Raw genomic sequence first — 20,951 nt, 5'->3', positions numbered from 1 at the left:
AGGTACAACTTACGGCTGAAAGTTGTACCCAATACACACCCTATGGCCAAGCTGACTTAATCCACCTCCTAGAGGTATTTTCGGCTGATTGCGGAAGGGCTGCTTGCCTGGGTGTCCTGTCACGCTGTCGGCCCACTTGGGAGGGGTAGAGGCAGGGGGCATCGGGGGATATAACTCGACTCTCTCCTCCCTCCTTTCGCTCTGGCCGCTTTCAGAATGGGCAAGCTATTTCACGTAGAAGTTGTTCGGAGGCAATTAAGTCAGGGCGACATGCGAGAGGCATTTCGCAGCCACTTCAATCAGCGCGCCGACGACCGATGCAGGAAATTCCTCGAGGAATTGGAGCAGGCGGAAAAAGCCCAAGTACAGTGCTAGAACTCACCATCATTCTTACGCTCGCCGCCCGCATGCTCTTCAGCGAGACTCGGTATGATCGCTTCAACAATACTGAAAATGGTAACCAACAGTATGGTGACCACAGCTATGAGCGCGATCATTATAAACGAGATCACTCGCCCGAAACTACCATGCACCGCATCTAAAAAGTACTCCGCGATCTGCTCACTGACATGACCCCGAGGGGGTAACGTCCCGCCGACGTAGGTGCCTGAATGAGAATCGTCACTCCTATGGTTGCGTTTGTTGGCCATTGTCCTGACCCTTTGTTTGCCCCGCGCTGTCAGGCCCCCACGGTGCCATACGGCACGGGAATGGAAAGCTCGCGGTTGCCGATAAACGCGTTGGCCAGCTTTGCGTCCCTTTGTCATCCGGCGGACATAGCCTTGGGTGGGGGAACGTGAAAGGTGGTAGCGCTGCAAGCAAGCGTCCCGCGGTGAATTTATAGGGCAGGCGGCCCGCCAAGGCATGGTACGGGCGATGTGCCGCCATTGCGAGAAGGTCGGCGTCTTCGTTGCCAGGATCGTTCGACAGATTGAGATCTCGGGTGCATGGAATGCGGTATCGTCGATTGCGAGATTGCCTTTGAAGATGACGGCAACAGGGTCAACAAGAAGCGGATCGCCTGACGTCCAGTGCAGATGTAAGCCCATGTCCATCTTACCCAATACAGTCGGCGCTTTGAATCCGGAGCCAGGGTCTTCTATTCTGTGTAGAACAGATCGTTGGCTCGCCACACGTCAATGATCTTCGGCTTAATCTCATCGACCTGTCGGTGTGGAAACTTGGCTCCAAGGTTCATCGCCAAAGCCGACACATCAATCGTCCTAGGACGCGCTTCTTCGGCATTTTTGGCCAGCGCCATGATGTCCTCTATCAGTTCTTCATCTTCCGCCATGCCCGTGATCGCCCGGTTGTGCTGAGGGTAACGGAGTTCGGGACGAACGGCGATGATCCCCCATGGACGCGGCCTGGAGTGGTATCTATTTATCTTGAGTGGCTTGCCGCCTTGGCTGCTCGGCGGGGCGGTTGATTGCGGAGGATACGGACATGTGGTTGGAACTCACGCGAGGCGAAGACAGCGAGCGAGTTGTCGTTAATATGACGAATGTCATCAGGTTTTACCGGGACGCTGAGGACGAGCGTACAATAATTTGGGCAGGTACCGGCGCTGGCGACAATCTTAGCTTTCGTGTTCTCGAACCAGTTAAATATATTCTGAACGCGATATCTCAAGAGCAAGAAAGACTCGCTCGAATTGGCGTCGAACCCGCGACTGCAAACGGTTGAGTCATGTCTGGTCCCTCGATGCGAGTCGGAGGTGGCACTTATAACCGCCCCTGATCAGCCCGCGTTTTCTGGCCATTTCTCCAATATGTATTTGGAGGCGTCGTAAACGCACTCAATGGCGATAGTCTTACTGCCCTGCAGGACAGAGACGATTCTGAACGGTTTGTAATCTTTGTTGTCGGCCATGCCAGCAAAACGTCTGCGGATAGCGCCGATTCCTGGCTTAACTCTAGTCCTTTCGAATGTTCTGCTGAGATCAGTGAAAAACCCAGCAGAGAACCAGTCATTTTGCCGATTTTTCAGTTTTGCAGCCAATAGTCAGGATGCGCTGCTGTTATTGTCGTTCTCGATGCCTGTCTCCGTCATTTCCTGCTCCGCGGCCATGATGGCGATGATCACATCATCGTAGGCTGGTATGCGAGCAGCGTCTAAGCATCTCGGATGCTTTGACATGCGCGCGCTGCATCAGGTCCCATTGTTCGGTGGTATAAGTGTGCTGGCTGATCAGGGGAAGCATGGTGCACTGCCTAGCTACGGCGGGAGCACTCTCAAGCGCCGGTGGCCAAAGATGCCGGCGACCCCAGAATTGTCCTCCAGCGGACGCTCTGAGTCGAACAATTCGCATTTGCCGAACAAATTCTAATGCTTGCAATCCTCGGCCCGGAACCATTTGGGCTGACACTGGTTGTTGCCACGAATGACGGACACAGTCATGGATGAGAAAGACGAGAAACCAGAAATCGCCAAAGTGGTCAGGGAACAACTGAACCGCTCGTCCTACAGGGATGCGCTGCGCAGTCGCTACCAGCCCATAGCCAATGACGAACAGTCTGACGATCTGCTAAAGCGTCTGGCGGAGAAAGAGCCAAAGGAATAGGGGGGTGATACCTGGTTTCGCTGCGGCATCGGAATATGTTGTCATTTCATTGTCAGACACCTACAGCACCGCCATTCTCTGAAGGTTGCTGTGGGCGGAGCTCCTTTTTTGAGAACAGCGATATCAAGCAAGATGCTGTTGCACGTGACAGTCGCGAAGGCATTCACTATTGCGACAAATACACGACCTTGCGGTTCTTGGTCGAAACGATGATGGGGCGCTTTTCGACATAAACGTAACTGTAGTCCGGATTGTCTGGAATCGGCACCAACTCGATATCTTCCGGTATAGCAGTTCCTACAGCCACATCCCCTTCAATCACGATGGGGTCGGATGGGTGGGCAATCACATAGTCCCGGGTTGGCTGGGGGACCTCGATTATGACTGTGTCTTGCGCAAACACGTTTCCAACACTCGCGACCGCCATCGCCGCGGTTAATAGAAATAGCCGTTTCATGATTTTCTCCCTTGGGGCGACTCTGGCCGCCTCTGAAACCATCGATATGCGATTTGGTTCCAAAGGCAGTATCGCAATCCGGAAAGACATCTTTCTCAGACGGAGGCGATTGGTCAAATCATTAATGGGCGGGTTCGAACATCGTGGCGAGCGAGGCGAATTCCAGTTCTTTTATGAGAAAGCTGCGCTCCGCCAACGCTGCAATCGCAGCATGACCATCTGTTCAGCAAGCAATCGCCCAATTTATCCTCGTGCTTGGATGCCGGTTCGCTCACGCGCCCTCTCCTGCACAAGTCTCTCTGTTCCCCCGCGAGACAGAGGTTTCATGTTCATATGTCGTCGCCACCGCGTATGACCTGCAAGTGTTCGTGACGCGAAAGAGTCAAGAGGATCTTTTTTATGAAACCAATCCGTTATCCGATAGTTGTAGGATTCTGAATTCCTGCCGCCTGCGACCCAAGGGACCATCATGCCAAAAGTCAGAACAAAGCAGCGAGGCGTCGTCGATCTTCAGCTGGCCTCCATGGTCATTGCGATGCGACTTCCAGTGATGGCACTGGAATGCTTCGCCGGCAAGACGAAGGGGCCGGAAACGACCCGGGCGGTCTCTGAAAAAGTCGCGGCGATTATGGACGGCACTGTTTCCGCGCAACTGTCGATGATGTATTCAACCACAACATTCTGGTTCGACGTCATGACCGGCAAATCACCGTCCGGGTTGATGACGCAAGCTGTCAACAAAGCGACAGAAGCAGCGCTCAAGCCTGGCAGGAAGACGTTGCGGGCGAACTACAAGCGGTTGGTGCCCGCCGCCTGACGAGCCTTGCTAGTCGCCAATCAGATTGAACGCCGTAGGTGCGTTTCTTTTAAGAGTGAATTGGCTCTCATGGTCCCTTAGCAGACACTTTTTTATCGCTTGGTATATTAAGGGGTGCCAGCGTTTGAGCGATGGAATGTGCTCCCGCCTGAATGCACGGAAGGGAGTATGTTTTTGACCAGCAACAATTATATCTATTGCGAACACGAATGGCGCACCTTGAACTGGCGCACCAAAGAGCGTGCCATCCTCGACGGTGACCTAAAAACCATCCTCTTGCAGAACGCGTTGCGCGTACCTTGAAGCCCTCCTTCAGGTCTGTCTGAAACCACGCGCGCACCCTCTTCGTTGATCTGGTGTAGGCGGCTATGACCAACGACATCGGCGATCAGCACGGCTGCGAGGTGGCGCTACCCGGGCGTGCCATGCACCCGACCAATACCCTACTGCCGTCCGCTGCCGAGGCCATCGTGGAGCGGGAGGAGCCGAGACCTGTCAATTCGACGGAACACAGTCGCCGGATAACGCGTAAACTTCGATAGGTTCACCGACACCTCGCAACGGGAACAAGCCGAGATTTTCCATTTGGGATTGGCACGACGCCATTTCGACGAACGCCTTCGACAGGAGAACGGGACGCTTGATTTCCTTGGTCAGGCTCTCGAGCCGCGAGGCAACATTAACCGCTGGCCCTATCACCGTGAAGTCAAGCCGTCGGCGGGAACCGATGTTGCCGTACATGACGTCACCGACGTGGACGCCGATGCCGTAACCAAGCGGGTCATGACCCTTCAGCATGTTTTCCTCGTTCAGCGTGGCCACTGCGGTCTGCGCTTCGCTGATCGCCTGGAGAAGATTGGCGCACGCCCTCCCGTCGCTCAGCGGGAAGATCGCCAGAAGCCCGTCGCCCATGAATTTGAGGATTTCCCCACCGTGGCTCTCGATCGGTCCCGACATTGCGTCAAAATAGCCGTTCAAAAGTTCAATGACGTCATCCCGGGGCCAAAGATCCGAAATTGCCGTGAAGTTGCGAAGATCGCAGATCAGGATCGCAGCGCCAACCGTCACACCACTACCGCGGGTCGTCGCGCCGGCGAGGATCTTCTCGCTGGCATGCGGGCCGACATAGGTTTCCAGCAGCGTGCGAGCGAGACGGTTCTTCAACCTGATTTCACTGACCAGAGCAAAGGCTGGAAGCAGGTCCGCAAGCAACGCCAGATGATCATTGCTAAAGCCGCCCGGCCGGTCGCTGGCGAAGGTGATGACGTGACGCTTGTCGAGCGTGTGTTCGAGCGGCCAGGCGATGTAGTCGGTATAGCCATCGGCCCGCAGCTCATCATAAAGCGAATACCTGGAACCAGGCTCCCCCAGCCGCTGGCGGACAGCGCCGGCTCCACTATTGATCTCGTACAGGGGACTGTTCAGATACTGTTCGGTTTCTTCAACACCATATTCGAAGGTCTGGATTTCCGCCTCTGAAATCCCGGTGCGCCATAGGATTCGTGCGCCAATCCATTGGGGATGATGAATTCTGAAATGCAGCGTCGCTCTGCCGACCGGCACGCCGGCATCCAGGAGCCTTTGGCACATCTCGACCAGGATGTTGTCGATGAAACGTTCATGACGGGTTTCGGTTACCAACCAATCAAGTATTTTCCGGCGCTGCTGTGGCCAGACACCTTCGTCCGGCGACGCAATGGCCACGTTTGACACAGACATCATTTTAACTCTCCATTGCGGTCGTTTTGGGCTACCAGGTGCGCTGAGGCTGGTCGCGGCGCGCACAACCGCAATGTCCGCATCGGCGTCGCGCCGACGACGCGGCCGAACCCGGCGATTACCGTCGGGGTCTTTATGCCCACCCTCTGTGCATTTTCGAGCACATGATTGTTTGTGACGATGAGACCACCGGGTGAAATAGCCAACCTGGATCCGTGCCCGACCCGCCCGATACGACTAACCGCCGGTCCGACACGTTCGACAGCATCGGCGACCGTTCTCGAATACCCATTAATCAGGTCTGTGTCATCTGAAGGGAGGATTTGTTTGTCTACGAAGCCCATTGGGTAGCCCACTGCGCGAGGAACTGCATGATTGCGAAGACCGGCTCGCCCTGTTCCAAAGAGTAGGTGTGGTAGCGCGGTCGCAACCGGGACATTGATGCACGGATCGTGCCTCTAATATGGTCGTCGATTGCCACCGTTCAAGAGTGCCGACATAGGCTTGCGACCCTCTAGAGCAAGCTTTGTCTACTTTAGGGTCGTTCTACCGGAGGGTATTTGGTTCAAGGTTATGGTTTGGGATGGCATGGCAGCGCACTGGCCGGGCGGGCGCTGGCCCCGTAGGCCAACACGACTTGTTTCGGTACTACGTCAGATTGGGTGCGAACATGTAGCCCGCGCCGGCGTCGTGGCGCAGGAGCGTATCGACTTAGGCCGGGACGGCAACGTGGCTGAGACGAACCACACGCCTCAAATGCAGATTTCCTGGGACTACCTCTATCACACATTCGCTTCCCGCATCGAGGGCGATCGATATGTTCTCGGTCGGCAGGCGGTAGACATCAGGATGCCGCCGCGGGAGCTGAAATTGTCTTTGCCGACGGAACCTCCGAAACCGCGGATCTTGTGATCGGCGCAGACGGGATTGGTTCCGGAAAACGAGCTTGCCGGTTACATGGCGTGGCGCGGGCTCATGCCTGAGCAACTTTTGCCCAGAAAAGCATCTCGAATGTTTTGCGTACTTCGTGACGCGCGGGTCCCATACTCTGGGGTATCTCGTGCCATGGAGCGCCGCGAAAGATTGCGCGTTGAGGCTGCCGCAACGCGCCACAATTCGCGCTGGCGGTCGCAGCCGAAGAAATCCGTCGATCCATGGATTTTGACTATGAAGCTCCCAATGGTCGGGGAATCAGTTGGCGAGATGAGCGCGCTCATGTCCGGGATAGCGACGTTGAAGTAACCGGATGAATGAGTAGTACGCCTCGTGTCTGGATGCGCGGAGCAGCTCTCGCATCTGTCGCAGGCGCCGCCGATCTAGCCAAGCAACTATCCAACCCGACCGCCTCTCTGAGCAGCGCGCCCCTTTCCAGGTCAAGTACGGTTGATAGTCGATTGGCAAGACGGATTGTCACGATCCAATGAGCCGTCACAGAGATGCCAGGTTTGGTGGTTGTATGTTCAAACGACGCGCTGGCAAGGCTTACTGTGAGAAAGAATTTCTATAGAGCGCGCGCCGATCGATCGAAAAAAATAATCCATCCTGAAATGCCGATCACAGCAAGGCCACAAATTATCGCATTCCACATCGCCGTCGGCATTGCCTGCAAGCCGAGCGCCCAGGGTGAAATGATCAACCATACGGCAACGGCAACATCCAGCCATTCCTGCCAGAGTCGGTGGTTGGCAATCGCCATGAACCCGATGAAAAACAATGCGATACCAACAATTGTGAAATTCTTCAATGCAATATCCCGACCGACGGTATTCGGGCTACTGTAGTCCAATAACCAAGGGGACGCGACAAGCCAGACACCAATCATTGCCACCAAAATATTCTGCCAATGTTGTCTGTTCACAGCGACCACCTCCCAATTTCATGAAATATCACTCTTGTACCGAAACACGTTGTTGACCGATTAGGTTCCTGGAGTCAGCGTTCAGCGCTTTCAAAGGCGCGGTATTTGGGCAAACGAGCACCAAGCCTACGCGATACCGATCGACCCATTTGCAGCGCGGGCACACGCCTGCGGCTTCGGCAACGGTCTGCGGCGTTTGCCCGCTCTCGACCTGGCTCACAATTCGCTCTCGACCATACCGCAACGCGCGGCAATGACGACGAGCAGCTGTGCTACGCGCTCTACGATCGAGCAGTTAATGCTGTCGTTGAAGCCGACAGAGAGGTTGACTTGGACCAGGATTGATTCTGGCGTTTAGCGTCTCGCTATAAACTTGGCATTGCACCAGATTAAATATCGCAGCAAGGCCATTGGAGACAACCAGGCAACAATCGGAACCCTTGTCAGCATTTTCCAAAAACCGTTTATAGGACGGTGTATGTACATTTGAAAACCAAAGCGGTGCCGGACGCGGAACCGGCTCCCTGAAAAAGTCATCGCGATACGATCGTGCTGGGTGTTTCGGTGGTCGCACAATTGTTATCAGTACTGGGGGAAATGCACACGCATGGCCTTTTCCTCCTGACCAATTCGAACGAAAAGCGGGATTAGATAGAGAGGCATGCCTACGGCAAGCGTCCAAAACGCGTGTAGCGTGAGCGCAAAGCCGATGAGCTCCGGAATGATATTCAGGTAATAATTCGGATGCCTGACAAGGCGGAACAGCAGAGACGTAACCAGTAGGTGGTTTCGAGCGATGATGAGTTTGACTGTCCACTGTCGACCAAGGCTCGCAATCACAACTATCAGGAACATTGCACCAACAAGATAGATGCCCAGACCGATCAAAGTGACGGCGTCAATACTGTAGTCAGACAATCCGTATTCGGTGATTGCACACAGATAAAATGCAACATGCGCAACAGCCAGGATGCCCGAGTTGGTCTTGCCAATTTCCGTGCCTCCGGCAGCTTTCAATTTCCGCTCATTGCTGATGGAAATCAGGAGCGTCGCCACCCGAAATACAACAGCCAGAGTGATAAACAGAATAAGCATCACAGCCTCTTGTTCCCTACGAACCTGTGCGTTCTGACCGTCGAATCATCTCCTCTGGTCTGCTGGTCTATAAGCGACATCAGGTCTTTCTCCAAGCGTGATAGTCGATTGGCAGGTGGTTGGGCATCGGATACTGTTGCCTGCCTGCTCGCATTGTACAGTTCTGAGGCGCTTTCGTCGAAAGAACAAGCCGATGCAACCTGCTAATTGAACAGTGAACTTGGGGAGGGATTCAGTTCCTAGCGAGTCTGAATACCCATACTGGGCACCCAGTGGGAATCAATCAAAGGGTGTGCTGGTCGAGGGGAGCTCCATCCCGGCTCGCTTTGATAGAACCGTGTCAACAAGGCCCCATTCCCTGGCTTCCTCCGCGGTCATGAAGTGATCGCGATCCAATGTCTTTTCCACATCCTCGAACGAGCGTCCGCAATGCTGCGCGTAGAGGCTGATCATTCGGTGCTTGGTTTGCCGCATTTCTTCCGCATGGATGAAAATGTCGGAGGCCTGTCCCTGAAACCCGCCAAGCGGTTGATGCACGTGAATACTTGAATTTACCAGGGCAGCGCGCTGACCGGGTTCACCGGCCATTAGCAGGAAAGAACCCATTGACCGCGCCGTACCCATGCACAAGGTTGCGACCGGGCATGTGATGAACTGCATCGTGTCATAGATCGCCAAACCACTGGTGATAACACCACCGGGGGAGTTTATGTACATTGAAATCGGCTTTGTGGGGCCTTCCGATTCCAAAAACAGCAATTGCGCGCAGATGAGTGCTGCCATTGCGTCTTCGACTTGGCCGTTCAGGAACACGATACGTTCGCGTAGCAAGCGCGAGTAAATATCGAATGATCGTTCGCCGCGGCTTGATTGTTCCACTACCATAGGGACGAGTTGCATCATGTCGCGCATGGGCGAGCTCCTTTCGGGGTCTTTCAAGAATAGTCTTTAGGCTGCTGCGCGCAGCGGATTTTGCCAGTTACTGTTGGCTGCGCTCATCGCAAGTTCATGCACAATGCTGAAGGTCGTGCCACCGCCGGCATTTGCTCGGATCTGGAATGTCACAACACTAACGGCATCATTATCTTTGATGCTGTAGCGCACGCGCGTATCTGGATCGGCTGAGATCAGGCGCAATTCGAAGGATGGCACCAGCGCATTTTCCTCCGGAACCTTGTTCTTGCCGGCGGGTCTTTTGAGCCATTGCGATACGTATTCCGGCTCGGTCAAAGCCCGCCATACTCTAGATGGAGCAGCATCCAGTTCATAGGTGAGGTTTATGCTCGTGTTGGTCTTGCGTGTCATTGATCCATCTCCTTAAGAAGTTGCTTCAGGTCGTCCACGCGGCTTGGCCAGAACGCGTTATAGCGGCTAAGCCATTGATGGATTCTGCGCCACGCCATCGGGATTGATCCGATAGAGGACATTTCTGCCGTCTTTCTGTTCCGCGATTAGACCAGCCGTCCGTAGGACAGCCAGATGCTGCGACATGGCTGGCTGCGACAAGTCAAACCCTTGCCGCAAGTCCGTGGCGTTCATCTCCCCATCGGCTAGCCGCTCGAAGACAGCGCGCCTTGTCGGATCAGCCAGCGCCTTGAAAAGTTCTGTTTCGTTCATGCGAATACATAAGCACAGACTTATATGATTCGCAACACAACAAAATCAACCTCTACCGGATTGCAGTCTCATCAATTCTGCGGCGACCGAACAGTCGCCTTGCCGGTAGACCGACGACGGACTTGAGCTGGGTCAGTCGGCTGGCGAAAACTCGGTCGATCATCTGTAGCAGACGAGTATTTTCAAGATTGCAGGTGATGGCTCATCGAAAAGTCCTGCATTTCGCGGGCATCGGGTGATCTCATTTTGAGAGAACGTGCCGGACTGCGGCGCCGATTGCTATGCCGGCAACAATTCCCATCGAGATATGGTCAAATATCGTCTTCCCAAACATCGCGCCATTCCCAATGCCTAAAGCCATCTGAGCGCCATGCTCATTAGGGGTGTGACGACAATGGGGCAAACGAACTTCGAGCGACGTCATGTCCGCGCATCCTGATGCGGTGCTCAGTTCCCAGTGCGCTTCAACAACCCGAGTCCAAGGTCGTTCAGATCATCGAGCGTGATTTCGGTCGCCTTTTGGTCTGATCCAATCGCGAAGCTCACAACAAACGGCATCGTCGGCATCTCCGCGTATGGGCGGTAGGTAAAGAGGTCCCGGTCAAAGTGGCTGAGCTGGAACACCGCCGTGCCTTCCGGTCCGAGCCGGATTTCCAACGCGCCGTCCTTTTCGGCAATGACGGCCCTGCCGATGTAGGGGTTGCCGTAGGAGCCGGTGTAGGCCGAAAGTGGCAGCGCCGCCAATGGTGAGGCGGGTGCCGTGCCGTAGCGGGCCACAGCCGCCTCGACGGCGGGCCCGAACAGCCCTGCATAGATTTGGTCCCAATCAGCGATCCAATCGCGAGAGGCTTTTCCCGTCATGACCAGGTCGAAGAACGCATTGGCAAGGCCATCTGGAACGCCGGTCGGGAACGCATTCGAGAGTACGACGATGCCGAGGCTTTCGGATGGAAGGAGACCGACCACAGTGCGTGCGCAACGCTGAAGGCGCCGGCATGACCCCATACTTCCCCATATTTGCCGTAATCAACATTCCAGCCGAGACCGTAGAAGACCGGCGTCCCGCTGACGGGGTTCTTGCCGAGCGGCATGAGGGGGACATGCGTCGAGCCGATCGCATCTTCCTTGATCAGTTGCTTGCCGTTGTATTTGCCGTTGCCAAGCTGAAGCCGCATCCATTGAGCTAGATCGCGCGCGTTGGAGCTGACGCCGCCTGCAGGTGACTGCGCGTCGGGATCGCGCTTGGCAAGGGCTCGCCATTTGCCGTCGAGCTGGGCGTGGAGGGTGGCGCGGTTAGTGCGCGTCAGAAAGTCGGCGTAGCGCGAGCTGGTTGATGACATTCCAAGTGGCTTGTAGAGCTTCGCATCGGCCGCATCCTCGCAGCTCATGCCGAAAGCCTTGGCGACGGCGACGGCGCCCGCGGTAAGGCCGAAATTGCTGTAGGAGTAGCCCGATCGAAAGCTACTCGACGGCTTGACCTGGCGGAGCCGTTGAAGAATCCGCGTCGCGGTCGTAACCGAGCTCCTCAAGTTCGTTGCCAGCGCTTCCAGGTAGGCCGCTACGGTGAGAGAAGAGATCGCGTACAGTCACCTGTGTTGTCGGATAGGCCTCGTAGAGCTGAAAGGATGGGTCAATGTCGGCGATCCTCGAATCCCAACTCGCCATTCCTTCGCTCACAATCGCCGCCGCGACGGTCGAGGCAATCGGTTTGGAGAACGAGGCAAGCTGGAATACCGTGTCGGCGTCGACCGGCTCGCCCTTGCCCTCTTCCCTGACGCCGAAACCTTTCAAGTAAACCACCTCATCCTGATAGATGATAGCGATCGACAGGCCCGGAACGCTGTCGCCATCCACGATGCCTTGGGCCAACTTCTCCAGCGCAGGAAGAGCAGCGATTACCTTGTCTTTTGTCGCATGCTCGAAGGATTGCGCGTGTGCGGCCGGCGGGACGATTCCCGTCAGCACGGCCGTAAACAAAAGAATTTGGAGGCTAAAGAAGCGGATATGCTTGGTGGCTCGGTCAAATGTGTCGGTCATGCTCATTCCCCCTGAGTGCCGATGGCGGAACTATAGCTGGCTTTGCGATGGTTGGACACCTCCAGTGCCATTTCAGCAAGGGAGATGCCCTATCTTGCACCTTCTGCAATCCAACGGCATGCGCGTCCCTGTTCGAGGCGATCAGCGGGCGCAAACAGCGATGACCACATGGAACAATGAGTGCATTAAAGCGGGATGTGCGCGTCCTGATGTCCGCTGCACCAGGAGACTTTATCTATGCCGCAGCCATCGCTGCATAAAATCGATGCCGAGAGCCAACAGCGTTAATCGACGGTTTAGCTGAAACAGTCGCTGCGCAAGAAGCACTCGTTGTCACCACGGCCGAGCTTGCCACGCGCACCGAATGGGTCCCTCGGCCGCCGGCATCGACGCCCCGCCATCGCAGCTGGGGGCGGAAATCAGTATGGGTAACAACGCCCCGGCCACGACCAGCGAGGTCATCAACCTGGCGAATTGGAACGGCAAGGAAAGTACAAGTGGCACCATCCGGGCGTTGAGCGATTCTGATGTTGTTGATCCTATTATATTCGGGCACCAATCGACATCGCAAAGGCACAGGCCGTTACAGATAACTTATAAACCGAGGGTCACATCGGAATCGATCATGACGCTGTGCCTTGAAATGGTTGGCCTGCTGATACCCGTCCGATCGGCAAGGGGACGCCCTTTAGATATTGATGGCCACTTTTCAGGCCACCGATGGGTTCAGCGCCTGGGCGATCTGATCAAGAGCCGCTTTTTCCGCATCGCTCACCGCCACACCGCCGAAACCAAGGAACCCGCCCTCGTTCGCAGCATCCGCCGTGCGCTGGCCGATCGCCTGAAGCCATGATTTGAACGCTTGAGCGTCGGCAGATGCCTTGGTGTCCAGCAAGGTGGCCACCTTCTTCAAGGCATCAACGGCCTTGGCCTGCGCGTCAGGTGACGAGGTGGCGCCCGCAAGCACGCTTTTAATCTCTTCACGCGCCGCGGCCCGGCCCTCCGATGTCTGAAAGTCGGCTACGACAGCTTGAACCAGACCATTTGAATCGGGTTCGTTGCGCGTATTGAGTACGGCACCGGTACTTGCCATGCTTTCTTTCAGCATGCCCCATAACCCGCTTTGGTCGGCCATGGTCACGGCCATGCCGGCGAGCATGACGCCTCCGAGAATGTGGTTCCATTCCTCGGGTGTGAACGTCGATTTGTCGGTCATATTCTGTCTCCCATTATTATGCTTGGGTGAGCCTAAACCCGGTGAGGCCCGGTTCTTCACATTGCGCATGAACGAACGGAGCCTTGATCGCGAGGCCTGTGGTTCGCCCCGCGGCCTCGACAGCTACACAACCTGTTTGAGCAATAATTGTTCCGAGCGAGGCTTGGTCTCCCTGGATTAGGGAATAAATACTTCGTTCGAGCGTTCGTGGCGTCAGTAGGCTAACCATAGAGAACAGCAATGTTAAATAAACATCCGTTATTTATTGTGCACCGCAAAACAGTTATTGCTATGCACAACAAACTTAGGTACCTATTCAATCGTGAGGATGACCAAGGCACCAGTAAATACTGGCTGCGTCATAGGAGGATTTTACAATGAGCAAGACCACCAAACAGACTGCCGATGCTTTCTCGATCCCTGCTTTCGATGCCACCGCTGTAACCGACCAGGTTCGCGAATTCACCGATAAGGGCGTTGCGCAGTCCAAGGAAGCTTATGCCAAGATCAAGGATCAGGCCGAAGCTGCACAGAAGACGCTTGAAACCACTTTCGAGACCGCCCAGTCCAATACCGCTGCTCTTTCCCTGAAGGCATTGGCTGCGCTGCGCGCCAACACGGAAGCCAGCTTCGCGCATATCGAAGCCCTGATTGGCGTGAAGTCTTTCGGCGAAGTAATCGAACTGCAGAGCGCATTCGTACGCAAGCAGGCAGAAGCCATCTCCGGTCAGGCCAAGGAATTCCAGGCTGTTGCCACCAAGGCCGTTGAAGAAATCTCCGCACCGGTCAAGTCGGCTGTCGAGAAGGCAATCAAGGACGTCAAGGTCATTTAATTTTGATCATTGTCGTTGGATTATGCGGGAGTCCCGGTTATCGGGGCTTTTGCCGAGACGACAGCCTTGGGAGGCAATTATTTGATGCTATCTATCGCCGCGGTGATAATGCGCTGAATTTCTTCGAGGGCTGGACCAACGATTGCCGCATGATCCATTTCCCGTTCCGCGATGATATCGGAATTCTTTACTCGAGAAACCAGCGCCTCCATCATTGCGGTGAGAAAGACCTTTGCGTTGGAACCTTGCGACTGGATAATCACGTTGAGAGAGGCAGTGGCAACCGCTTCGATGCCTGCGTGACGGCTGATAAGAAATTGGACCTGATCGGTGTTCATGAGGCGCGTCTATCTAGGAAGAGCTAAGGATCGATTGAATGTAGAGGATCGATTTTCTACAACATATGAGCCAGGATGAAGAAATCCTATTTTGGCAGTACAGAGATTTCTGCCGCCACTTTCAGCACCAAATCTTCAGCAATGCCAATACTGACGTTCTCAACATCATCGATCGTCTCGCTTTCAGCTATCCGGATCGGGTTGTGACTTGCGGACAAAATAGTGTTGAGGCGTCTTGGAATGGCCGGGATCAAAAATCTTTTGACGCATTCCACAAGGACGGCCCGTTTATCGGGTGCGAACTTACCCCATTTCTCTCGCAGGAGGTGTCCGAACATATTCCCGTCGGCAAATCCCCGATGGCTGGCAAGATCAAATGCATGCAGTCGATATTCAATTTGGGTCATGAGTTATTCCTTAAAATTCGTTACGAACGTTAGTGAGCCACAAAGGAATGGCTTCAATAAGACAGCTGTGAACGGGGCCCTTGCTCGAAAGTTGGGTCGTCGTGCACCTCCCGTACGGGAGCGACCATAGAGAACCCCCGCTGGGTGACGTCTACGACGGCCGCGCGAACAAAAGGGCAGAAGGCGGGCCCCCCAGCGACTGGTGCAGGGACAGCGCCAAGGCTTCTCGGGCGCTTGCTTGTGAGAAGCGCAGAGGGTGCAGCTTCGCAATAGCGACCTCCCGATATCAGAAAGGTCAATAGGTACTCGCCTCACCAAGCGAGGTGATGGCGTACGGTCAGACCAACGGATCATTTCCGTGGAACCATGGAAAATAAAGCCCAGGTACGGCCAGCACATCAAGTGTAGTCAACTTTAAAACTGCACAAACAATATTGGCTCGGCGGACGCATTGGGTAAATCACAGCGCCATTCCATTTTTGGCGAGCAAGGATCCGAGCCGAGCGCGCCTTATGCAGCGCATTGGTGGGTGTAGGCAGTGTTCTGGTTCTCGCTCAATCCAGGCGTGTCACGACAAGCTTGCCGTCCACAATCATCGGGATGATGGACGGATTCTCATCGTCCATGAATTCCAGATCGGCACTACCTTGATTTGAGAGCGATCACTGCTCGGCCCTACAATTCGGATAAATGCGAGAAACGTACCTGCGGCCCAAGCGCTGATGCTGGCAACCCTATTTGATCGCTATTTGCTGGCGCGTCAGAGAATAAAAGGCAGCAATGCGCAGAATGGAACATCCTTATAAGAGCAGTCGTTCCACAAGGCCTTCATCAAGCGGTTCCCCTGGATGCCATCGGATAGGTGAAGAAGTTTTTCCGCAACAGGTGGGGCCACTCGCGTATACATTGCGATCATGGGCAAATGACATCCAAAATGGCACGCCCGAGCTAATTCGTCCGGGTGCGCTTTTTATCTTTATTTCACCGGCAACATGAGGTGTTCGTATGGGGTTCCCATCCACATAACGTATGGCTTGGCCGGGTCAGCCTTCGGATCCCGCGGGTAGCCTTCATCGCATTGCCGACATCGCTATTGGCTCGTTGCCGCAGGAAAGCGGCTTATCCGAATGCCCCCAATCTGTTATGATCCATGACCGACAAGCATGGCGCTATATAGCGGACAGTTTTGTCGCCGTGAAGCCCGCAACTGATCACTGAATGTCGCAAGCTTGGCCATGATGAGAAGGTGCCCATTGGTACATCCAAGCCCGGCACATCCGGGCCGTCTGTGATGTGGTCAGGCACCCCTTGACACGTATCTGATGAATCCGGTGAACAACAGCAGTCGACTTTGCGCCAGCATAAAACGAATCTTCATGCGCGGGCTTCAATAGGGAAGGGAGGAAAAGATGTTTCACAGACCAATCCGTTTTGCCTTTTTGATTGCATCGGGTGCTGCGTTGATGTCATTCGGGGCCACGGCGGACGACGCACAGATTACGCGCGGCGAATACCTCGTTACGATTGGCGGTTGCAACGACTGCCACACACCAGGTTATTTCTTCGGGAAGCCTGACATGTCGCGCTTTCTTGGCGGCTCGGATGTGGGATTCGAAATTCCCGGTGTCGGCGTTGTTGTCGGCCGCAACATCACACCTGACAAGGAGACCGGCATTGGCAGCTGGACCGTTGAGCAGATCGTTACCGCTATTCAGAGCGGCCAACGGCCTGACGGCCGCGTCCTCGCGCCGATCATGCCTTGGCACGCTTTTGCACAACTTACCGCAGATGATGCAATGGCGATTGCAAAATTTCTTCAAAGTGTAAAGCCGGTCAACAATATGGTTCCCGATCCGGTTAAACCCGGGGAAAAAGTTTCGACCTTTATGTTCCGGATATTGCCACCGGGCGAAACCGCGGCGGCTGCGCCAAACTAGTCCGGGTTCGAGTGTGATCAACAATGTTAGAATGGGCCAGATGCGAAGTCGATAAAGCTCATCTTCGAAATGTCCTGACTTGTCCAATCTTTGCCGACTGTGGTGGGTTAGCTGCGTGTTGTTGGAGCCAGCAAGTGCGGCCACCCGCATCGATCACGCAAGAGCCTAAATCCGGAACCGGAAGCTCAGCAAAGCGATTATCGATGGGAAAGGAAAACCGATGGCTGCTGCAGCTGAATTTCCGCTTCCGCTCGATACTGAGCCGATGGAAGCGCGCACATCTGAAGTGTTGCCTGAGGCCGGCGGTAGCTGGCAATACGAGCCGAAATGGGATGGGTTTCGGTGTCTGGCATTCAAAAAGGGCCAAAACATTCGTTTGCTCGCCAAGTCCGGAAAGGATCTCGGACGCTATTTTCCCGAGATGGTTTCGTACCTGAAGAGGGTCAAGGCGGCTGAATTCGTGATCGATGGCGAGCTCGTCGTAATCATTGAAGGCAAATCGGAATTCGATGCGCTGCAAATGCGGTTGCACCCGGCCGAAAGCCGGATCCACAAACTCTCACTGGCAACACCGGCGAAGCTCACTGTATTTGACATTCTGGCAGATAGGGATGGCACAGTGCTACTTGATCTGCCACTTCGACAGCGGCGCAGGGCGCTTGAGCGGATCATACAATCGATTGGCGACAATGACCGGCTGGGAATTTCACCCACGACTACCGATCCCGCGCTGGCGCGCACCTGGCTGGAGGCGGCGGGTCATGGAGCGACGGACGGCGTCGTCGCCAAGTTGCTCGACGGGCCCTACACGCCGGGTGAGCGGACGATGGTGAAGGTCAAACGTATCCGCACTGCAGATTGTGTCATCGGCGGGTTTCGGTACCGAAGCGGCACGAAACTGGCCGGGTCGCTGCTGCTTGGATTATACAATCGCGAGGGCACGCTCGATCATGTCGGTTTTACCTCAATGATACCCGCATCTGACGCGGCCGCGCTGACGCGAAAGCTTGAAGCTCTGAAGGGAGAAGGGTTTACGGGCCGCGCGCCCGGCGGCCCGAGCCGTTGGGAGACGGAGAAGAGCAGGCAATGGCAACCCTTGCGGCCGGAATTGGTCGTCGAAGTAAAATTCGATCACGTAACGAACGACCGCTTCCGCCACGGTACCCGGTTCGTGCGCTGGAGACCCGAAAAGGCTCCGCGGCAGTGCACGTTCGAACAGATCGGATGAAACTGAGGAGAGGCGCGTGGCTAGGCAGAGCGCGGGTATTCTTATGTACCGGGGGAACGATAACGATCACGAGGTCCTGCTGGTGCATCCCGGCGGCCCCTTCTGGCGCAACAAGGATTTGTCTGCCTGGTCCATTCCCAAAGGTGAGTATAGCGAAGGCGAAGACCCGGAACTGACCGCGCGACGCGAATTCGCTGAGGAAATCGGGGTGGTCCTTGACGGAAAACTCCAGTCTCTGGGCTCCATCCGCCAGGCGGGCGGCAAGGTTGTTACCGGCTTCAGCATCGAAGGCGATTTCGATGTCGCAACGCTGGTGAGCAACATATTCGAGATCGAATGGCCGCCGCGTAGCGGCCGGCTGCAGTCCTTTCCCGAGGTAGATCGCGCACAGTGGTTTTCACTGGATGAAGCGCACCGGAAAATCATAGCCGGTCAGCGCCCACTCCTCGAGCGGCTCAAGCAAATTCTTGCGTAGGTTTGGTTGACTTCGACTTCCCCCGGCTGGCACATGACGACTTCAACAGTTTCGGAGAATCCACATGGCAGAACAGCACGTCAGGGAAATCGACGCGGCGATAAAGGAGTTGATATCCTCGCGTCGTCAGGAGATCCTGCAGATTGCGCAAAACGGTGCGAACCCGGGGCCCCTCAAAAATCTGGTGGAGATCCAGACGGCAATTGATGCTTTATATCGGGCGCGCGAACAGGAGCACGCTCATTCCTGAAAAAGCAGTTTCCGAGGCTTTCGAAGCGCTATGGCCGCCGGTTTGATCTGCCAACGCGTTCATCCCGCTGCATTATAATTTCGCGATGCGGATAAGGGATGCTTATTCCGTTCTGCTTGAATATGTCCCACAGCGCCAGTAGCACCTTGCCACGCACGTTGGTCAGACCTTGTTGAGGGTCGCGGATCCAGAAACGCAGGACGAAATCGAGCGAGGATCTCGCCAAAGTCCGTCAGCCAACAGACTGGACGCCGCTCCGCTTCCACCCGGGCGACGCTCATGGCGGCCTCAATCGCCAGCTGGCTGACCTTATGCGGGTCGGCATCATAAGAAACCCCAAAATTCACGTCGAGCCGTACGAGATTGTCGCTGAACGACCAATTGATGACCCTTTGGGTGATGAAGTCTTCGTTTGGGATGAGGTATTCGCGGCCATCGCGCGTTACCACTGAGACAAACCGCGCCCGTAATTCGCGTATCCAGCCGAAAGTTCCCTCCAGCGAAATGGTGTCGCCCGGCTTGATTGACTTGTCGAGAAGGATAATCACGCCGGAGACGAAATTTGAAACCACCTTTTGCATCCCGAAGCCCAGACCGACGCCGATTGCGCCGGAAAATACGGTCAGAGCCGTCAGGTCAACACCGACGGAAGAAAGAGCGATAGCACCGGCCACCAACACAAGGCCGATCTTTGCGATCTTACCAACGAGGACGCGGATCGATGGTGTCAGCTCTTGAGAGTTTTGGACGCGCTCATCGATATAATTCCCGACGACGACGGCAAGCCAAACCGTCGCGATCAGCAGCAGTGCCGCTTTAAGCACCATGAGAGCCGACAGGCGAACCGCGCCCAAGGGTATTGCCAGACTGTCGAGAAAAGCTGCCGTGTCGTCATTGATGCCGAGGATCACAAGGGCCGCATAGACCCAGGTAAGCCAGCCGAGGGTATGCGCGACGAGTCGGTTGCGGACGATGCGCGATAGCACTGACGCAAACAGCCAGGCGAGGGATAGTGAGAGCGCGATAGAGATGAAATGGGTTCGACTGGGCCAAGTGATGCTGCGCATAACAATGAGCACGGCCAGCAGGAAGACCGTGAAAAGTATCCAGTCGGTGCGCCGCAACAAGGCAACGACGACCCTTAACACTCCAGGATGCCCCTTAATCTGGCGTGCCCGATTCTCCGCGAGTGGTTCGATGCGCTGCGCCGCGAGCTTCGCCGCTAGGAAAAGGGCGACGATGATGGCGATCTGATAAAAAAACCAGGGCGTTGCAGCGTAGTCGAACCACCCGCTGGCCCAGGTCAGCGATTCATCGATGGCGTTGCGAAAATCCATTCCCACCGACCGTTCTTGACTGGCTAGCGAACAGCACTCGCCGTCCACAATGACGCCGGCCCGGTGAATGGTCAAGCCGACCATCAAGGTGCGACGGGACTCGTCCACATAGGCTCGCTTTCGAAACACTTCCATTTTTGTATGAATCGTTTACTTCATTGGTTTCTATCGCGCCGACAGTCCTAAGCTGGCGGACTGGACACTTAATGATGTAAAGTCGAGTAGCTTTATCCACGAGCGCTGACCATAACCCGGAGGGAATGATGCGTGGAAAACCGCACTCCCCTCAACGTTGGGCGGACACGGTTTTTTCAACGCGGGAAGTCGATCAGCGGTCATTGTCTTTAAGGGAGACCGGACCCCTTGGCGGTTGACCGTTACAGCCGTCTTTAGGCTGCTGCTTGTGCACTGCGACAATGATAATGTCGCAAGGGAGGAACCATGATCCTGTCAAACCATTGCCCGATCTCAGAGGAACCGGCTGAAGAAGTATCGCCCGCTAATGGCGATTTTGCCGAATTTGTTTGTCCTGGTTGTGGCCGCTTTCGGATTTCCAGAAGCGCACTCAAATCGATCGTGAATCTTCGGCGGAGAGAAAAAGAAGCCCTATTGAACAAGGCAAGGCGCGATGCTCAGGGTGGTGAAGGCATACCGTTCATCAGAAGCATGCATTAACAAAGCCGCCCGGGCGCGCAACTGCCCAAGAACAAGCCACGTCCCCAGATAGCGGTCAAAAATAGAGGCGACGATTACCGCCGACGTCTGGT

General features: G+C 55.3%; 25 protein-coding genes and 2 pseudogenes. 9 read left to right on the top strand and 18 right to left on the bottom strand.

All coding sequences use genetic code 11. The features are described 5' to 3' along the window. Positions 1-371: 371 nt before the first annotated feature. The 3 genes from N8E89_RS26155 to N8E89_RS26145 all read right to left on the bottom strand — a co-directional run bounded on the left by N8E89_RS26155 (position 372) and on the right by N8E89_RS26145 (position 2,139). Positions 372-650 (bottom strand): hypothetical protein, encoded by a 279-nt coding sequence (locus N8E89_RS26155; protein WP_262262655.1) that lies wholly within the window; start codon positions 648-650, stop codon positions 372-374. Between the two features lie 449 nt (positions 651-1,099). Then, the gene (locus N8E89_RS26150; RefSeq protein WP_262262654.1) at positions 1,100-1,294 is read right to left on the bottom strand and encodes a hypothetical protein; all 195 of its coding nucleotides are present in this window, start codon (positions 1,292-1,294) and stop codon (positions 1,100-1,102) included. Between the two features lie 710 nt (positions 1,295-2,004). Further along, positions 2,005-2,139: a hypothetical protein gene (locus tag N8E89_RS26145; RefSeq protein WP_262262653.1), complete on the bottom strand. Its 135-nt coding sequence runs from the start codon at positions 2,137-2,139 to the stop codon at positions 2,005-2,007. A gap of 259 nt (positions 2,140-2,398) precedes the next feature. Here N8E89_RS26145 and N8E89_RS26140 point away from each other — a divergent pair, with 259 nt between their 5' ends. Next, positions 2,399-2,563 carry a hypothetical protein gene (locus N8E89_RS26140; RefSeq protein ID WP_262262652.1) on the top strand — a complete coding sequence of 55 codons (165 nt, stop codon included), beginning with the start codon at positions 2,399-2,401 and terminating at the stop codon, positions 2,561-2,563. Between the two features lie 166 nt (positions 2,564-2,729). On the opposite strand, the gene N8E89_RS26135 is transcribed toward N8E89_RS26140, so the two are convergent. Then, a complete protein-coding gene (locus N8E89_RS26135; RefSeq protein WP_262262651.1) occupies positions 2,730-3,020 on the bottom strand; it encodes a DUF1236 domain-containing protein in 291 nt (96 codons plus the stop codon). A 469-nt stretch (positions 3,021-3,489) separates the two neighbouring features. Here N8E89_RS26135 and N8E89_RS26130 point away from each other — a divergent pair, with 469 nt between their 5' ends. After that, complete coding sequence (locus tag N8E89_RS26130) at positions 3,490-3,837, top strand: hypothetical protein (RefSeq protein ID WP_262262650.1); 348 nt, start codon at positions 3,490-3,492, stop codon at positions 3,835-3,837. Between the two features lie 174 nt (positions 3,838-4,011). After that, a complete protein-coding gene (locus N8E89_RS26125; protein WP_262262649.1) occupies positions 4,012-4,140 on the top strand; it encodes a hypothetical protein in 129 nt (42 codons plus the stop codon). A gap of 192 nt (positions 4,141-4,332) precedes the next feature. Here N8E89_RS26125 and N8E89_RS26120 read toward each other — a convergent pair whose 3' ends face one another. From N8E89_RS26120 to N8E89_RS26070, 11 genes and pseudogenes are all read right to left on the bottom strand, one after another. After that, positions 4,333-5,559, bottom strand: coding sequence for an adenylate/guanylate cyclase domain-containing protein (locus N8E89_RS26120; RefSeq protein ID WP_262262648.1), 1,227 nt, complete (start codon positions 5,557-5,559; stop codon positions 4,333-4,335). Between the two features lie 1,498 nt (positions 5,560-7,057). Beyond that, a complete protein-coding gene (locus N8E89_RS26115; protein WP_262262647.1) occupies positions 7,058-7,423 on the bottom strand; it encodes an SPW repeat protein in 366 nt (121 codons plus the stop codon). Positions 7,424-7,996: 573 nt separating this feature from the next. After that, positions 7,997-8,509 carry an isoprenylcysteine carboxylmethyltransferase family protein gene (locus tag N8E89_RS26110; protein ID WP_262262646.1) on the bottom strand — a complete coding sequence of 171 codons (513 nt, stop codon included), beginning with the start codon at positions 8,507-8,509 and terminating at the stop codon, positions 7,997-7,999. Between the two features lie 279 nt (positions 8,510-8,788). After that, positions 8,789-9,421, bottom strand: a complete 633-nt coding sequence (locus N8E89_RS26105) for an ATP-dependent Clp protease proteolytic subunit (protein WP_262262645.1) — start codon at positions 9,419-9,421, stop codon at positions 8,789-8,791. A gap of 36 nt (positions 9,422-9,457) precedes the next feature. Next, positions 9,458-9,814: an SRPBCC family protein gene (locus N8E89_RS26100; protein WP_262262644.1), complete on the bottom strand. Its 357-nt coding sequence runs from the start codon at positions 9,812-9,814 to the stop codon at positions 9,458-9,460. After that, positions 9,811-10,126, bottom strand: a pseudogene (locus tag N8E89_RS26095) (ArsR/SmtB family transcription factor). Before N8E89_RS26095 ends, N8E89_RS26100 begins: the two are co-directional and overlap by 4 nt. Before the next feature lie 241 nt (positions 10,127-10,367). Beyond that, positions 10,368-10,550 (bottom strand): hypothetical protein, encoded by a 183-nt coding sequence (locus tag N8E89_RS26090; RefSeq protein WP_262262643.1) that lies wholly within the window; start codon positions 10,548-10,550, stop codon positions 10,368-10,370. A gap of 23 nt (positions 10,551-10,573) precedes the next feature. Continuing rightward, positions 10,574-10,987: a DUF3471 domain-containing protein gene (locus N8E89_RS26085; protein ID WP_262262642.1), complete on the bottom strand. Its 414-nt coding sequence runs from the start codon at positions 10,985-10,987 to the stop codon at positions 10,574-10,576. Continuing rightward, positions 10,984-11,655, bottom strand: coding sequence for a serine hydrolase domain-containing protein (locus N8E89_RS26080; protein ID WP_262262641.1), 672 nt, complete (start codon positions 11,653-11,655; stop codon positions 10,984-10,986). Before N8E89_RS26080 ends, N8E89_RS26085 begins: the two co-directional genes overlap by 4 nt. Then, positions 11,588-12,163, bottom strand: coding sequence for a serine hydrolase domain-containing protein (locus N8E89_RS26075; RefSeq protein WP_262262640.1), 576 nt, complete (start codon positions 12,161-12,163; stop codon positions 11,588-11,590). The genes N8E89_RS26080 and N8E89_RS26075 overlap by 68 nt, the downstream gene beginning before the upstream one ends. 709 nt (positions 12,164-12,872) lie before the next feature. Then, complete coding sequence (locus tag N8E89_RS26070; RefSeq protein ID WP_262262639.1) at positions 12,873-13,379, bottom strand: hypothetical protein; 507 nt, start codon at positions 13,377-13,379, stop codon at positions 12,873-12,875. A 377-nt stretch (positions 13,380-13,756) separates the two neighbouring features. Here N8E89_RS26070 and N8E89_RS26065 point away from each other — a divergent pair, with 377 nt between their 5' ends. Further along, positions 13,757-14,212, top strand: a complete 456-nt coding sequence (locus N8E89_RS26065; RefSeq protein WP_262262638.1) for a phasin — start codon at positions 13,757-13,759, stop codon at positions 14,210-14,212. Between the two features lie 77 nt (positions 14,213-14,289). On the opposite strand, the gene N8E89_RS26060 is transcribed toward N8E89_RS26065, so the two are convergent. Together N8E89_RS26060 and N8E89_RS26055 are read right to left on the bottom strand one after the other, a co-directional pair. Then, positions 14,290-14,550, bottom strand: a complete 261-nt coding sequence (locus N8E89_RS26060) for a hypothetical protein (protein ID WP_262262637.1) — start codon at positions 14,548-14,550, stop codon at positions 14,290-14,292. Positions 14,551-14,636: 86 nt separating this feature from the next. After that, entirely contained in the window at positions 14,637-14,957 is a 321-nt protein-coding gene (locus tag N8E89_RS26055; protein WP_262262636.1) for a hypothetical protein, read from the bottom strand. A gap of 1,409 nt (positions 14,958-16,366) precedes the next feature. Here N8E89_RS26055 and N8E89_RS26050 point away from each other — a divergent pair. From N8E89_RS26050 to N8E89_RS26035, 4 genes are all read left to right on the top strand, one after another. Further along, on the top strand, positions 16,367-16,894 hold the full coding sequence (locus N8E89_RS26050) for a cytochrome c family protein (protein WP_410010422.1): 528 nt from the start codon (positions 16,367-16,369) through the stop codon (positions 16,892-16,894). A 220-nt stretch (positions 16,895-17,114) separates the two neighbouring features. Next, positions 17,115-18,122, top strand: a complete 1,008-nt coding sequence (locus N8E89_RS26045; RefSeq protein WP_262262635.1) for an ATP-dependent DNA ligase — start codon at positions 17,115-17,117, stop codon at positions 18,120-18,122. A gap of 16 nt (positions 18,123-18,138) precedes the next feature. Beyond that, complete coding sequence (locus N8E89_RS26040) at positions 18,139-18,597, top strand: NUDIX hydrolase (RefSeq protein WP_262262634.1); 459 nt, start codon at positions 18,139-18,141, stop codon at positions 18,595-18,597. Between the two features lie 64 nt (positions 18,598-18,661). Beyond that, positions 18,662-18,847, top strand: a complete 186-nt coding sequence (locus tag N8E89_RS26035; protein ID WP_106663848.1) for a hypothetical protein — start codon at positions 18,662-18,664, stop codon at positions 18,845-18,847. A gap of 28 nt (positions 18,848-18,875) precedes the next feature. Here the strand turns inward: N8E89_RS26035 and N8E89_RS26030 are convergent. Further along, positions 18,876-20,184, bottom strand: a pseudogene (locus tag N8E89_RS26030) (mechanosensitive ion channel family protein). Between the two features lie 441 nt (positions 20,185-20,625). Here N8E89_RS26030 and N8E89_RS26025 point away from each other — a divergent pair. Further along, on the top strand, positions 20,626-20,859 hold the full coding sequence (locus N8E89_RS26025; protein ID WP_262262633.1) for a hypothetical protein: 234 nt from the start codon (positions 20,626-20,628) through the stop codon (positions 20,857-20,859). The last annotated feature ends 92 nt before the right edge of the window (positions 20,860-20,951 follow it).

This window comes from Phyllobacterium sp. A18/5-2, assembly GCF_025452215.1.
GTDB classification, from domain to species: domain Bacteria; phylum Pseudomonadota; class Alphaproteobacteria; order Rhizobiales; family Rhizobiaceae; genus Phyllobacterium; species Phyllobacterium sophorae.
This window is presented reverse-complemented; position numbering and strand designations above follow the sequence as displayed.